Raw genomic sequence first — 14,201 nt, 5'->3', positions numbered from 1 at the left:
TGGCGGACCGGACACGAATGGAAAGAGCGTATGGTATGGCTTCACGGCCACGATGGCAGGGACAGTCAACATCCGAACGGTCGGAAGCACGTACGACACAGTTGTCACCGCCTATGTCGGACCGTGTGGAAGCCTGGCGGAAGTCGGGTGTAACGACGATTCGGAAGGAAGAATTCAGTCGACCCTCAGCTTTCATGTCTCTCCCGGCGACACGTACTGGGTGGAAGTGACCGAGTATCGAGGTCGCGATGGCGGTACGCTCCAGTTCGCACTTGACGTGACGCCTGATGTGTGTGGAAACGGAGTGGTCGATGCGGGTGAGAGCTGTGACGACGGCGTGCAAAATGGCACCAACTGGTGCTGCGACGCGTTCTGTCGACCGCACGACACGGACGAAGACGGCATCTGTGATGCCGAGGACGCTTGTCCAGCGGTCGCGAATGACCAATCGGATGGAGATGGGGACGGCATCGGAGATGCGTGTGACCTATGTCGCAGTCCGGATGGTAATCTCGCGACCTGGTCCAAGGCTAAGCTCCGGCTCTACAGGGCGACCGATACAATCCAGGGGAACGATCGGATTATGTTCAACGGCTCCTTCGTCATGTCAGCGGATGCCTTCGGTATCGATCCCGCTAGTCATGGAGCGCAGATCGAACTCCGGAACATGATCGGAGTGCCGAAGTTCCGCGCCACATTGCCGGCAAGCCCGAGTCCATGGGGCCAGTTGAGCAAGGGGTGGGACTCTTCGCTCGGTTCCTTCCTTTTCCTCGATGCGAGCCCAGGAGGAACTGATTCCGTGAACTTTATGCTGGTGACGCCGGGATCAGGGGGAAGGGCAGATCTCCGGATTCGGGGCGATGGTGGAAACCTTACGATCAGCGCGAGCGACCTTCCCCTCGCCATGACCGTGGTTCTTGGGGATGCTGCGTCAGGCGACGCCGGGCAGTGTGGCGAGCTCGGTTTCGCGAGTTGCAAGGTGATGAAGACAAAGATCACGTGCGACTATCGGCGCAAGTTATGAGACGAGACTCAATAGTGGCCGGTTACCACGACAGAGCTCCGGGCGTGAAACGAAGCGTAGTCACGCTGATTGACGCTATCGTTGTCGGATTCTCTGGTCTCGTCATTGGCGCAGTCATTGGGTTTCTGATTGGGACGACTTATGGTGGCAACTATGCCGCGGACTTCGAATTCGCAGGGGTCAGAGGATACGAGGCCGCTGGAGTCCTGGGTGAGTTGATTGGTGGATCTATTGGTTGCCTCATGGGGGTTGCGATCGTGTGGCGTACGCGATCGCCTCGATAGAGGACGAGTCGTGGTCTCGAAGTGCAGCGCCGGCAAATGTCGTGCGTGGCAAGAAAGAGAGCCAACTCCCAGAGAGTTGGCTCGTGCGGCTAGAGACGTCCTTCGTCGGTGATGGAGACGTAGCGCCCATCGTCGGCACTCGTTGCGAGCTGCCGTCCCGGGCCGTATCAGGCCCGGCGCTCCCTGATGACCCGCAGCTCGAACACGGTCAGTCCTCGTCCTGGAGCATGATCGTGGCGACTGCTTCGCCGTTGTCGCCGGGGCCGACGTGGAGCCACAGGGCGACTGCCTCGCCCCCGATCTCGACCATGAAGTCGGCCCGGTCGTCGTTGTTGATGTGGCGGCGCGCGGCGAGCGATGCCATCCAGAGCACATCGTGCGCGCGCCCACGGACGCTCTCGCCGGACTCCTCCGGTGCCTGGCAGAGCGCCCAGACGGCTGCGGTCATGGCGACCGGAATCCGGAAGCCGCCCACCATCTCGCGGGGGCTCGCCCATTCGGTGACGTCCACGAGGACGTCATCGGCAAGCGCCTGGGCACGCGTGTAGCTGTGAATCACATGGAAGTCAGAGAAGTGCGTCATGGTCACACCTTCGCGACTGTGCGGCCGGGAACCGTTTCCCTCCGGGAGGTCTCGTCAAAGAACTCCCCGAGACGACGGTTCAGGCGCCGGGCGGAAGCGTCATGGCGCTGAGGTAGTGTCGGCTGATTGGTAGAAAAGGGAAAAGGCGTCATTCTCCGGCGAGTTGATCGCCAACTCGCGTCCGCCTGGCAGCGGGCGCCGGAGGATGACGCCATGGGAAGCGATAGCAGGGTCGTGGAAGGCAGAGAAGTGGAACCGTTCGGGCGCGAGGCGATCGAACGGGTGATGCGGGAACGGATTCGGGAGACGATCGAGCAGTTGGTGGCGGAGGAGCTCGACGCGGCCTTGGGGGCCGCGAAGTCGGCGCGGGTGGGTGCGGCGCGCGTGGGGTATCGACATGGGGTGCGCCCGCGCACGCTGACGACGAGTCTGGGGCCGACGACGTTCGCCATGCCGCGCGCGCGCGTCCACGGATCCGAGGGCACCACGGAGTGGCGCAGTCAGTTGCTCGGGCGCTACGAGCGGCGCACCCAGCGCGTCGATGAAGCGTTGCTGGGCGTCTACCTGAGCGGCAGCAACACGCGGCGCATTCGCGGTGCGCTGGCCCCGCTGCTGCGCGGGGCGCCGCTCTCGAAGGACGCGATCTCGCGCTTGGTGGGACGCCTCCGCGAGGATTTCGACGCGTGGGCGCAGCGCGAGCTGGCGACCGAGCAGATCCGCTATCTCTTCCTCGATGGCTGGTACCCGCGCGTACGGATCGGGAAGAAGCGGGTCCGGGTGCCGGTCTTGGTCACGCTGGGAACCTGCGCCGATGGGCGCCGCCTCGTGCTCGATCTGCGGCTCGCCGGCGAAGAGAGCGAAGCGTCATGGCGCGAGGTGCTCGACGCGCTGACCAAACGCCACGTCGGCGTCCCGGTCCTCGCCGTCGTCGACGGCAATCCCGGGCTCGAGGCCGCGCTGCGCGCGGCATGGCCGAAGATCGACGTCCAACGGTGCACCAACAACAAGCTCTGGAACCTGCTCGCGAAGGCGCCGGCGCATCTGCGCGAAGAGCTCGCCGAGGACTATCGCCGGATGATCTACGCGGAGACGGCCACGGCCGTGGAGGCCGCGCGCGTGGGCTTCGCCCGCAAATGGAAGCTACGCAGCCAGGCCGTGAGCACGAGCTTCGAGGAGGCGGGGGACGATCTCTTCACCTTCGTGCGCTATCCCCTCTCGCAATGGAAGGCGCTCCGCACGACCAACGCGCTGGAGCGGATCAACGGGGAATTTCGCCGCCGTACCAAGACGCAGGCGTCGCTCCCAAGCGAGGATGCCGTGCTGCTCCTGCTCTTCGGCCTGCTCCGTAGCGGACAGATCAAACTGCGACGACTCGTCGGCTGGCAGGATATGCCGACCAGCAAGAAACAACCGGAGGCAGCATAAGTCCGTCGGACCGCAACTGATCAAATCGCCGGAGAGCCCTTTTCCACCACTTGACCGACACGACCGGACGACCCTGCGATGACGCCGAATCGTCTCCTTCTCGTGCCGACCTCAGCAATGCGATCTGACGCATCCTCGTCCTGCCCTCGTCGAAACGTTTCTGCTCAGCCATCCCACCCAGCCCGTCGACTCCCGGAACTGTCAAACTCTGGATGCCAGTCCGCCTGGGTCATGCTCGTGAGAAAACCGCCAGCCAGGCGGGTCATCCTCGTGGGAAATGACATGCCTCCCCGGCAAAGCCGGGGGGACTCCCACGCTGGTCTAGACGGACCGAACGCCGGCGTGTGGTGTTCCCCTGGCTTCTGGACAGGTCAGGCCGCCAATCTCTCGCGATACTCTTGGGGTGCGAGATAGCCGAGCGCCGAGTGCGGCCGATCGGCATCGTAACGATCGCGCCAATCCGCGATGACACGGAAGGCGTGGCCGCGGCTCTCGAAACGGTGGAGCCGGACGCACTCTTGCTTCATCGCGCTCGTCGAGGGCGACGCGATCGCCTCGCGTGGTCGGCCAGATCGAGAACGACCACACGGTCCGTGCCTACTGCAACGTGATCGTGCCGACCCCGATGTTCAGTTCCTTGATGCCGGCGCCGCCGCAGAGGTCGATGAACGTGTTCTGGTCCTGCGAGAAAATGAAGTTCCCCGTCGACGTCGCTCCGCCGTCGCCACCGGTGAACGAGCCCGACACCGACAAGGCCGCGCCGGGAGGGGTTCCGAGCTGGAGCTGACCGTAGGCCGCCGAGCCCAGTATGAAGAGATTGGGGACCGCCGAGCCCGCATTCACCGTCACCGTGCTGGACGAATCGACGAGCCCTGGGCTCGCCTTCCACTTGAACGTAAGCGTACCGGTCGCGGCACCGAAGCCCGAGCAGTCATTGAGCATGGTCAGCGTTCCTTTGAACGAGCCGGTGATGCTCGTGACACCCGGGGCATTCGTCGTGCACGTTCCGAGTTTTCCCTTGATGGAGATCGTTGCCGGTGCCGCACCGCCGACGATCAGAGTCGGCTTCGGCTTGAACACGGTCTTGGTGAAGGTGGAGCAGGTGATCGCCGAGTTCGACGCATCGATGCCGCCGGCGGCAATGGCGGTGTTTGCGATGCAGCACGCCGCCAGACAAGGCGCCGCAGCGCGCAGAACGAGCTTCATCATTGCGGTGGCCTCTCTTGGGGGTTGGTTGGAGCGCTCACTCTCCTCGAGAACATGGCGGGAGTCAATGGAAAATTCAGTGTCCATGGTATTTGCGCCGACGCATCCACCGCAGCCAACGCATTGTGTCGATGCCGGGTGGACCGGTTCTCAAGGGAGTGCCACCGGGCGATGAAGTACAGCACGGCTCCGCCCCGGCTTGTGGCAAACGGCAGTAGAGATCTGGAGATCCGCACGTCCGATAGAGAGTAGCCGTTTACGTGCATGCGCGCTCACTGCGACCGCTCGCGTTGCTCGCCGTCGCACTCGCCCGACGCACGTAAACGGGGATGGGTCACCTGGTGGTCGCCGGTCGCGTCGGCGAAGCGATTCACGCGCTCCTGGGTGATCTCGAGCCAGTCGCTGTAGCCGAGGTGCTTGCCGACGGACACTCCGAGCTCGCTCGGGTGCAGGAAGATCGTGGGGCGATGTCACGTCCCACAGGGGCGACGCCGTGTCGAGGGCGGCGGTGCCGCGAAGCCCGCTGCCCTCGACGTGATCGTGCCTACGTGGCGGAGGCGACGACGCGCTCGACGCCGTCGACCTCCGCGAGCGCGACCAGCTTCTCGATCGCGATCCAGCCGACGATCGTCGATCCCCGCGCGATCTCGATCGCGAGACCGGCGGCGGCGAGCGCGCGGCGTTCCGCGTCGCCGAGCGTCGCGAGGGTAACGACGACCCGGACGCGGCCCTGCGCGCCCCGGAGCGCGGGGTCCGGCGTCATCCCCGCCGTCGTCGCGAGCGCGAGGAGCTCGGGAGCGAGACGGGCCTGGGCGCGCGGACTCGCGGGCGGTGGCGGCGGTGCGGCGTCGGCGAGCGCTGGCTCCTCCAAGGCGAGCGGCGTCTGGCGAGCGGCCTCGTGCTCCTCGCGTGCGCGCCTGGCGACAGCGCCGTCGGGCGCGGCGTGGAGCATGGCGAGTCCCTTTCCCATGGCCGCGATGGGCGCGCGTGCCGACGCGTCCATCGCGGTGGCGGCGCCGCCGAAGACGGCCTCGTAGCGGACGCCGTCCGGCATCTCGACGGGGACGGTCACGGTCCGCTGCCGTCCGCCTTCGTTCACGATCTTCTCCTCGACCGCGACGAACGAGGTGAACGGCGTCATCAAGCGATGGGCAAGGGCGAGGGCGACGACACGCTCGCGGCGCTCCGCCGGCACCTCGCCGCGTTGGACGGACCCGAGGTCTTCGTCGAGGATCGCGTCGATACGCGCGCGGGCCCAGAGCGACGCGATCGCGGCGTGCGCGCTCTCACGCTCCGGCAAGGTGACGGCGAGCCGCTGCTCATACGACAGGCCGCCGCGGAAGCCGCGCAGCACGACGGCGCCGCTCCCCGCCTTCCGGTAGCGCGCGTGGAGCACGAGCGGCCGCTCGGCCCATACGTCGGCGAGGGCGCGCGGCTCGATCTCGGCGACATCGAGCCCTTCGAACGCGACCTGCACGTCGGTCAACACGGGCGACGCGATGCGTTCGTAGAACTTCCGCGCGATGGCCTCGCCGGAGTCGGAGAGCAGCACGAACTCGGGCTCGCCGCCGCCGAGCCGTGCCATCGACTCGATGAGGAAGCGGTTCACGCTGTTGCCGGTGCCGAACGGGAACCAGCGTGACCGACCGCGGGTCTGCTGGACGAGGTCGAGCACCTCGACGTCGTTGCCGACGTAGCCGTCGGTCATGAAGGTCACGACGCGAAGACGGTGCTCGTCGGCGGGCATCGCGGTCACGCGCCGGACCGCTTCGGCCATCATCGTGCCGCCGTTCGCCTGGAGGGTGTCGATGTGCTCGCGGGCGCGCTTCCGGCTCGAGGGCGTCACGCGCTCGGATTTCGCGAACAAGACGTTGGCCTCCGAGCCGAAGTCGACGATCTGGAAGGTGTCGCGCGGGTTCAGGTGGTCGATGATCCAGCGCATCGTCTCCTTCGCTTTGTCGAGCGGAGCGCCCGTCTGTGAACCCGAGCGGTCGATCACGAACACGAGCTCCTTCGGGGCGGCGCTGTCCGCGGTCGTGCGGCGCGGCGGCAGGAGGACGAGGCTGAGGTAGCCGTCGCCGTCGGCGGCGCGGTGGGCCAGGACGGTGCTCAGGAGCGCATCGGTCGCGACGGTGTAGCGGAGCACGAAGTCCCGGTTCGGGATCTCACGGCGGTTCGTGAGCGCGATGCGTGCGCGCTCCGGCGTCGGACGGTCGACCGTGATCGGGTGGAGCGGCGAGAGGACGGTGCCGAGCGCCACGCCCGCGTCGAGGTCGACGGCGATCGCGAGGTCGTGCCCGGCGCGGGTGCCCTCGGGCGTCACCGGCGGCGTCACGCGTGACGCGTCGGGGACGCGATCGGTGTCGGGTGCCCAGCCGGTGCCGGCGTGTCCCGTCGGGTTGCCGGACACGAAGCGCGGCCCGACGACCGTCGGGAACGAGAACTCGAAGGTTCCGTCGGCAAACTTCAACGGCTCGACGTAGGCGATCCGCACCTGCACCTCGGCGCCCGGCATGAGGTTCGCGAGCGACTGCGTGAAGACGTTCGGCCGCTCTTGATCGAGGAGGCTCGCGAGCTGTCCGGCGTTCTTGGCGTGCTCGTAGATGCGGCGGGCCTCCTCGCGCCGCTCGATCTCGCCGCGGATCACGCGGACGCCGGTCCGCATGGTCATGTCGTCGACGGCGGCGCGGTCGGAGAGCGGGAAGGTGTAGATCGCCTCGACCGGGTCCGGGAACGGATTGGTGAAGGTCTGGGTCACGACGACGCGGGCGACGAAGCCCGAGATCTCGGCGGCGACGTCGGTGTGCTTCAACGGGCAGGCGCCGAGGGGCGTGCCGTCGGCGCGATGGGCGACGAGATCGCCGGATCCGGTCGGTGGAGGTTCGCCGGCGCGGGCGGGGCCTGTCAGGCCGGCGGAGAGCAGGAGCAGCGCGAGTGTCATGGCGAGGCGCAGGGTGCCTCGGGTTCGGATGAGCATGGTGTCGTCCTTTCTCGTGTTCCGACCGCGGCGCTCGTGGTCGCGGCGGGTTGGATTGACGAATAGGTCGGCGGCTGGCGGGAAATCGGATCACGGGCTAGCGAGGAAGAAGTGGGGGAGGCTCGGGAGGACTGGATCGCGGTGCTGGACCGCCTACAGGCGGGCGATCGTGTGGCGTTCGCCAAGGTGAACCGCTTGATTTCCGGCTTCCTGGTGCAGCTCCGGGCCTACGAGATGCGCGACGACTGGGACGACCTTCGGCAGGAGGTCGTGATGTCGCTGGTCGAGAATGCGCGCGCCGGCCGCCTCCGTGACCCCGAGGCGTTCCTCGGCTACGTCCGTATCATCACGCGCAACAAGGTCGTCGACCGCGTGAAGGGCGCGCGCCGCCGCCACGAGCGTGCGTCGGTGCCCCTCGACGACCCGGCGGCGCGCGAGGTCGCGGTGCCGAACGATCCGGTCGCGGCCGCTGCGCGCGAGGTGTGGGCCGCCGTTCGCGATCTGCCCGAGGAGCAGCAGGACGTGCTCGACGGGATCTATCGCCAGGGCAAGACCTATGAAGCCGTGAGCGACGCGACCGGCATTCCGCTCGGCACCATGAAACGTCGTCTCCGGGACGCGCTCATGGCGCTCAGGAGGCGATTCGCCGATGATGGTGAGCGTGGTGGGTGATCCGATGCAGGCCGTGCGAACGACCTATCAGGAGATGGAGCGTCGCATCGCATGACGTGCCGACGGGCATTCGAAGCCGATCTGCCGGCCGTGCTGCACGGCGAGCGCGCCGACCCGGATTTCCTCGCGCACTACCCGGGGTGTCCGGAGTGCGCGACCGAGGTCGGAGTCTGGCGCGAGCTCGATGCCATGCTGCGGACTCGCGCGCCGGCCGGCGACACGCATCCCGAGCCGGAGACGCTGGTCGCGTTCGCGGATGCGCCGGCGACACTCGGCGGCGCGGCGCGTGCGGAGGTCGAGCGCCATCTCGCGACGTGTCGGGTCTGCGCCGACGAGCTGAAGATGCTCGCGGGCTTCGATCCCACGCGGCTCGATCCGGCAGTACCGATCACCGTCGCGCCGCGGCCGGTGCGGAGCGGGCTTGCGCGCGTCGTCTGGCACCCCGCGTTCGCGTACGCGCTCGTCGCGGTGCTGCTGGTTCCAATCGTTCTCGATCGCTGGCCCGAGATGGAGACGCGGGTCACGGAGGAGGAGGCGCCCGCCCAGGAGAAGCCGGACCGCCTGGCGGAGCACGATGTCGCCGCCCAGCCGGTGCCGCCTCCGCCGCCGGCCGTGCCGGCGCCCCTGCCCGCACCGGCGAAACCTCCGCCGCCCGAACGATCGCAGACCGAGGTGCTGCGGGAGCAGAAGCTCGCGAAGCACGCACGGCCGGCCGACGACGAGGCCGTCGCCGCCCGCGAGCGTCAGACGATGCCGCGGCTCGGCATGCGCGCGGACGCCGATGAAGTCCGCCGCGACGACGGGATCGCCGCACGCGCACGCCGGCCGGAAGCGGCACCTCCGCCGCTTGCGCGTCCGGCGCCGGCCGGTGCTTTGCGCAACGAATCCGCACGGAGCGAAGCCGCGCAGCACGACGCCGCGAAGGGATTCGCCGACGCCGCGGCGCCGACGCGCATGCTCGAGCTTCGTTCTGGGACGCCGGCCGTGTTCGCGCCGCCGGCGCGCGGCGAGATCGTCCGCTTGCGCATCGTGCCGCCTCGCGATGTCGGCGCCGGACCGGTCGACGTGGCCGTGTACCCGCGGGCAAGCGGCGCGGCGATTCTCACGCGGCGCGCCGATCGCGCGGACGCCATCGCGATCGACATACCCCCGAACTGGCTGCTCCCCGGCGACTACGCGGTCCGGCTGTCGCCGGTCACGGAAGCGGCCAGCGGGACCAGGCAAAGCGCAATCGAGCTCCGCTTCACCGTGCGCGCGCCGACCAGCGCCGCGTCGGCTCCCTGAAGACTCGGGAATCGAGGACGAGATCGACAACGTGATCCGGGTGCACCTGAAAGGGCCCTTCCTCCGAATGAACGACTCCGGCACGCTCGCCGCGATGTTCGCGAAGCCCCGACACGGGCTTCGACTCCTATGCGTCCGAGCACGTAGCGCCGCTCGTCGGCTTCCCGGCGTCCCCGGACGCGGCCAACGGCGCGAGGGCGGAGCCTCGAAAACGACGACGGCCCGGAGTTCCAGGTACTCCGGGCCGTCGTGCTTCACGCAACGTGCCGCCTACGGCGCCGGGTTCAGGATCACCGTCGGGACGCAGAGCTCGCGCGGGCCGAACACCCTGAACGCCGCCGAGCCGAACTGGTTGGTCGTGAAGATGCCGCCCGCGGGGCCGCGGAACCGCGGTCCGGAGGCCTGCCGCACCTGGTAGCAGATCAGATGGGCCGACGCATCGATGATGCCCTCCCCGTTCTTGTCCGCCGCCGCGCAGAAGCGCACCGGACGCTTGATGTCGACGTTCAACGTGCCGAACTGGTCGTCCACCTTGATGTCGGAAGTGCGGAACCGCGACCGCTCGATCGTGTAGCACTTGAAGTGGTTGATCGCGGGCGGCAGTACCGGCGGCGTCGTCGTCAGATCCTTCGCCGACGGCACCATCATGTAGTCCGGGCGGGCCAGATTGATCACGGCGTCCTGGAACTGATTGGCGACGTGGAGACCCTTCACGGGAGCGAAGCCCGCCTGTGAGATCTCGTAGCTCAGCAGGTGGCTCACGTCGGCCGGCGCGTCGGGATCCTCGTCGCGCTTGTCCGCCGGATTGCAGATGCGCTTGGCGCGCCCGACCGTCACGGTCCCGTCCCCGAACGGGTCCGCGAGCGTCACCTGCCGGCGGTTCTGCGGCCCCTGGTGGACTTCGTAGCACTGGTAGTGCCGGCCCGGCGGCGGTGTCGATGCGGTCGGTGTAGGCGTCGGCGTCTGGGTCCGCGTCGCGGTCGGCGTCTCGGTCGGCGTGACCGTGAGCGTCGCCGTCGGCGTGACCGTGGGCGTCGCCGTCTCGCTCGCGGTCGGCGTCGGCGTCGCCGTTTCCGTCGCGGTCGGGGTCGGCGTCGTGGTCTCCGTCGCCGTCGGTGTGGGCGTCGGCGTCGCGGTCTCCGTCGCCGTCGGCGTGGGCGTCGGCGTCTCCGTCTCCGTGGGGGTCGGCGTCGGCGTGGTCGTGACCGTGGGGGTCGGCGTCGGCGTGGCCGTCGGCTGCGGCAAGAAGAGGTTGCTGCTGCCCTGCGCGCCGCCCGTCGCGGCCGCACTGCAGTTGACATCGGTCGTCACGATCGAGTTCCCCGAGGTATCGGCGCGCGTCCCGAACTGCCCGCAGGGATTCGCCAGCGAGAACGGCACCTCCGCGGTCGCCTTGGCGCGGATCGTCGCGATCGGGAAATTGAGGGCGCCCGCCGCGAGCGGCACGCCGGTCGCATCGACCCTGATGTCGACGGTGTTGCCCGTCGGATCATCGGGATTCAGCGAGCAGCTCACCACGTTCGCGTGGTTGCTCACGCATCCGTTCCCGCCCACCGGCACGAACGTCAGCACGCCGGGGAGCTCCGCGGCACACGTCGTGTCGGTGCACGCGAGCGTGTACACGACCGCCGCACCGCACACGAGGCTGTTGCAGTCCGCCGGCTGCGTGCACGCGGCGCCGTTGTTCGTTCCCCCGACGCAAACGTTCACGAGCTTCGCGGCGACGTTGGTTCCCGGAGGCACCGACGACGCGCTGTTGGTCGCGGTCACGAGGATGTCGATCTCGTCATCGAGATGGAGCGCGTTCGGGCAATCCGTCCCATCACTCGGAAAGATCGGGAGCGATCCGCTCGCCTGGCATCCGAAGCCCCGCGCATCGGGAACCCACGTGAAACCAAGGGCAACGAACAAGAGAAGAGCGGTGGAGAGGATTCCTCTGATGCGCATGATGCCTCCTTGCGACGGGTCGAGTGCGTCGAACGCGACCGCACCCGCACTCCGTGCCGCCAGCGCCGTGCCATGCCCTCTAGCAGCGCGTTCACTGTGTCGCAAGAAATTTTCTCGCGGATTTCCCGCGGAAATACGCGCCGATACTCGACGCGTACGGCGATCCGACGCTCAGTTCGCGTAGAGATCGACGATCGCGATGCCGGCGGCCGCGTCCGCGACGAACGCCGCCCCGCTGCCCGCGGCCACGTCGTTCGCGGCACCGACCGCATAGCCGCTGCCGACCTGCGTCGGGACGCTCGGAGTCGCGAGATCGTACACGCGGACGCGCTGGGCCGCGTTCGCCAGGAACGCGCGCCCGCCCGCGAGCGCGAGCCCCTTGATGCCGCCCGCCGCGTCGACGGCCACACTGCCGAGCACGACGGGCGTCGCGGGTGCGCCGACGTCGACGACGTCGAGATACGCCGTCGAGTCCGCCGAATGCATCACGGCCCGACCACCCTCGACCGCCACGCCGTACGCGTAGCGACCGAGCGTGACGGCGCCGAGCTGCCGCGGCGCCGTCGGCGTCGCGACGTCGACCGTCACGAGCCGCCCCATCTGGTCGGCGAGATAGGCGACGCCTCCCTGCACCGCGACGTCGCGCTGGATGCCGCTCACCGTGAGGCTCCCCACCTGGGCGGGAGCGCTCGGAATCACCACGCTCACCACTTTGAGCCCGCCGCTGCCGTCCGCCACGTAGACGATGGCGCCGCTCGCGTCGAACGCGACCGCGAACGCCGTGCCAGCCGTATCGAAGGTTCCGACGCGGACGGGCGTCGTCGGATCTCGGAGATCGACGATCCAGATGCCGCTCGCGCCCATCGCCGTCGCGGCGAAGGTCCCCGCGCGGTTCACGGCCACGTCGAGAATACCGGCGGCGGTCACGGTGGTCGGGAGCTCGCCGAGCACGACCGGAAGCGTCGGATTCTCGATGTCGACCACCTGGAGGCGCGCCGTATTGCTCGCGGCATGCGCGCCGCTCAGCACCGCGAGCGTGTCGGCCGCGGCGATGCGCGTCGCGGTGAAGGCGTCCTTCATGGTCGCTCGAATGGCCGGCGCCGCACCGAGATCGTAGATCTTGAGGCCGGCGGCGCCGTTGGCCACGTACGCCCGCCCGCCGCCGAGCGCGAGCCCCTTGATGCCGCCCGCCGCGTCGACCGCGACGCTCCCGAGGGTCGCCGGATTGGCCGGCGACGCGATGTCGACGACGTCGAGGTACGCCACCGAATCCGCGCTATGGAGGACCGCCCGCGTCCCCTCCACGGCCACGTTGAAAACGTACCGTCCCAGCACCAGCGCGCCGAGCTGCACCGGCGTGTTCGGGTTCGCGACGTCCACCGTCACGAGCCGTCCCATCTGATCGGCGAGATAGACGACCGAGCCCTGGAGCGCGACGTCGCGCTGGATCCCGCTCACCGCGAGGCTCCCGATCTGCGACGGCGCGCTCGGATTCGCGAGGCTCAGGATCTTGAGACCGCCGCTACCGTCGGCGACGTAGGCGAGCGAGCCCGTGTCGTTCACCGCGACCGCGAAGGCGACGCCCGCCGTGTCGAGCGTGCCGCGCCGGACGGGCGCGGCCGGATTCGCGAGGTCGATCACCCAGATCCCGCTCGCGCCAAGCGCGACGACGGCGACGGTGCCGGTGCGGCTCACCGCGACGTCCAAGATCGACGTTGCCGTCGTGGCGAGATCGCCCACCATGCGGACGCCGGTCGAAAGATCGAGGACGCGCACGTGGGCGACTCCCCCCTCGACGGTCGTAACCACCGCGCGGCTCCCGGCGATCGCGACGTGCGTGCCGGCCGCGGGCACGTCGGAGGTCGCATCGACCACGGGAAGGGTCGGCGTCGTGACGTCGACGCTCGTCAACGCGAACGGATCCGACGCGACGTACGCGGTCGCGCCGCTCACGGCCGCGTCCATCGCCGCCCCGACCCCGGGCAGGAAGCCGACGAGCAGCGGGTCGAAGATCGCGGCCGCCGTCGCGGTCGGCGCCGGCGTCGCGGTGCGGGTCGGCGTCGCGGTGCGGGTCGGCGTCGCCGTCGCCACCGGCGTCGCGGTACGCGTCGCGGTTGGCATGGCCGTCGCCGTGCCGACCGGCGTCCGGGTCGGGACGGGTGTCTGCGTGGCGGTGCGCGTCGCGGTCGCGGCCGGGGTCGCCGTCCGGGTGGCCGTCCGCACGGGGGTCGCGGTGCGCGTCGCGCTCGCAGTCGCCACGGCGGTGGTCGTCGGACGCGGCGTCGCGGTCGAGGTCGGTGCGATCGTCGCCGTCCGGGTCGCGGTCGGCGCGCTCGCGAGGTGCGTGGTCGCGTCCACGACCGTCGATCGGCGGGAGTACGTCGATCCCGACTTGGCGCGCATTCGGTAGTAATACGTGGTGGCGGCCAGCAGCCCGCCGTCCTCGTAGCTCCGCACGTTCCCGGAGAGGATCGCGATCCGCCGGAACCCGCTCTTCTTCTTGAAGCTCCGCTCGAGATAGAAGCTCCCGACGTTCACGTTCGTGTCGCTCCAGGACACGCGGATGCCGCTGCTCGAGGTCGCGACCGCGCTCGCAATCGGCGTCGACATCGCCGCCTCGACTCCGGCGGTGGGACCCACGACCATCAACGCGACGAAGAGCGCGCCGGTGATCAGAGCGGAACGAGCTTGCATTGCGAATCTCCCTCGCGGCGAGTTGGTGACCACCGACGGAGAGGATTCGGAACGCGGGCTCGTGGCTGGACGGTCACGGAGCGACAGCGGATGCACGAAGCGCGC

At 68.8% G+C, this 14,201-nt stretch carries 9 protein-coding genes and 2 pseudogenes; 4 read left to right on the top strand and 7 right to left on the bottom strand.

The window, feature by feature from the left end; all coding sequences use genetic code 11:
- The first annotated feature begins 385 nt into the window (after positions 1 to 385).
- Positions 386 to 490, top strand: a pseudogene (locus tag IT293_21955) (thrombospondin type 3 repeat-containing protein).
- 1,026 nt (positions 491 to 1,516) lie between these two features.
- Here the strand turns inward: IT293_21955 and IT293_21950 are convergent.
- Complete coding sequence (locus IT293_21950; protein ID MCC6767322.1) at positions 1,517 to 1,891, bottom strand: hypothetical protein; 375 nt, start codon at positions 1,889 to 1,891, stop codon at positions 1,517 to 1,519.
- A 213-nt stretch (positions 1,892 to 2,104) separates the two neighbouring features.
- Between IT293_21950 and IT293_21945 the strand changes: the two genes are divergently transcribed.
- Entirely contained in the window at positions 2,105 to 3,316 is a 1,212-nt protein-coding gene (locus IT293_21945; protein MCC6767321.1) for an IS256 family transposase, read from the top strand.
- 371 nt (positions 3,317 to 3,687) lie between these two features.
- Here the strand turns inward: IT293_21945 and IT293_21940 are convergent, their stop codons facing one another.
- The 4 genes and pseudogenes from IT293_21940 to IT293_21925 all read right to left on the bottom strand — a co-directional run bounded on the left by IT293_21940 (position 3,688) and on the right by IT293_21925 (position 7,499).
- Positions 3,688 to 3,843 carry a transposase gene (locus IT293_21940; protein ID MCC6767320.1) on the bottom strand — a complete coding sequence of 52 codons (156 nt, stop codon included), beginning with the start codon at positions 3,841 to 3,843 and terminating at the stop codon, positions 3,688 to 3,690.
- A gap of 70 nt (positions 3,844 to 3,913) precedes the next feature.
- A complete protein-coding gene (locus IT293_21935) occupies positions 3,914 to 4,525 on the bottom strand; it encodes a hypothetical protein (GenBank protein MCC6767319.1) in 612 nt (203 codons plus the stop codon).
- Between the two features lie 335 nt (positions 4,526 to 4,860).
- A pseudogene (locus IT293_21930) lies at positions 4,861 to 4,980 on the bottom strand (dehydratase).
- Positions 4,981 to 5,066: 86 nt separating this feature from the next.
- Entirely contained in the window at positions 5,067 to 7,499 is a 2,433-nt protein-coding gene (locus tag IT293_21925) for a VWA domain-containing protein (GenBank protein ID MCC6767318.1), read from the bottom strand.
- A gap of 111 nt (positions 7,500 to 7,610) precedes the next feature.
- Between IT293_21925 and IT293_21920 the strand changes: the two genes are divergently transcribed.
- Both IT293_21920 and IT293_21915 read left to right on the top strand, forming a co-directional pair.
- Entirely contained in the window at positions 7,611 to 8,171 is a 561-nt protein-coding gene (locus IT293_21920) for an RNA polymerase sigma factor (protein MCC6767317.1), read from the top strand.
- 51 nt (positions 8,172 to 8,222) lie between these two features.
- Positions 8,223 to 9,455, top strand: a complete 1,233-nt coding sequence (locus tag IT293_21915; protein MCC6767316.1) for a hypothetical protein — start codon at positions 8,223 to 8,225, stop codon at positions 9,453 to 9,455.
- A gap of 270 nt (positions 9,456 to 9,725) precedes the next feature.
- Here the strand turns inward: IT293_21915 and IT293_21910 are convergent, their stop codons facing one another.
- Both IT293_21910 and IT293_21905 read right to left on the bottom strand, forming a co-directional pair.
- Positions 9,726 to 11,402 (bottom strand): hypothetical protein, encoded by a 1,677-nt coding sequence (locus tag IT293_21910; GenBank protein MCC6767315.1) that lies wholly within the window; start codon positions 11,400 to 11,402, stop codon positions 9,726 to 9,728.
- Positions 11,403 to 11,573: 171 nt separating this feature from the next.
- Positions 11,574 to 14,096 carry a hypothetical protein gene (locus tag IT293_21905; GenBank protein MCC6767314.1) on the bottom strand — a complete coding sequence of 841 codons (2,523 nt, stop codon included), beginning with the start codon at positions 14,094 to 14,096 and terminating at the stop codon, positions 11,574 to 11,576.
- Between the last annotated feature and the right edge of the window lie 105 nt (positions 14,097 to 14,201).

This window comes from Deltaproteobacteria bacterium (assembly GCA_020848745.1).
Lineage (GTDB): Bacteria > Desulfobacterota > Binatia > UTPRO1 > UTPRO1 > UTPRO1.
This window is presented reverse-complemented; position numbering and strand designations above follow the sequence as displayed.

Excerpts from the sequence above, each read along its gene's own strand:
- IT293_21950 (MCC6767322.1), bottom strand. The coding sequence starts at position 1,891 with ATGACGCACTTCTCTGACTTCCATGTGATTCACAGCTACACGCGTGCC.
- IT293_21945 (MCC6767321.1), top strand. The coding sequence starts at position 2,105 with ATGGGAAGCGATAGCAGGGTCGTGGAAGGCAGAGAAGTGGAACCGTTC.
- IT293_21940 (MCC6767320.1), bottom strand. The coding sequence starts at position 3,843 with ATGAAGCAAGAGTGCGTCCGGCTCCACCGTTTCGAGAGCCGCGGCCAC.
- IT293_21935 (MCC6767319.1), bottom strand. The coding sequence starts at position 4,525 with ATGATGAAGCTCGTTCTGCGCGCTGCGGCGCCTTGTCTGGCGGCGTGC.
- IT293_21925 (MCC6767318.1), bottom strand. The coding sequence starts at position 7,499 with ATGCTCATCCGAACCCGAGGCACCCTGCGCCTCGCCATGACACTCGCG.
- IT293_21915 (MCC6767316.1), top strand. The coding sequence starts at position 8,223 with ATGACGTGCCGACGGGCATTCGAAGCCGATCTGCCGGCCGTGCTGCAC.
- IT293_21910 (MCC6767315.1), bottom strand. The coding sequence starts at position 11,402 with ATGCGCATCAGAGGAATCCTCTCCACCGCTCTTCTCTTGTTCGTTGCC.
- IT293_21905 (MCC6767314.1), bottom strand. The coding sequence starts at position 14,096 with ATGCAAGCTCGTTCCGCTCTGATCACCGGCGCGCTCTTCGTCGCGTTG.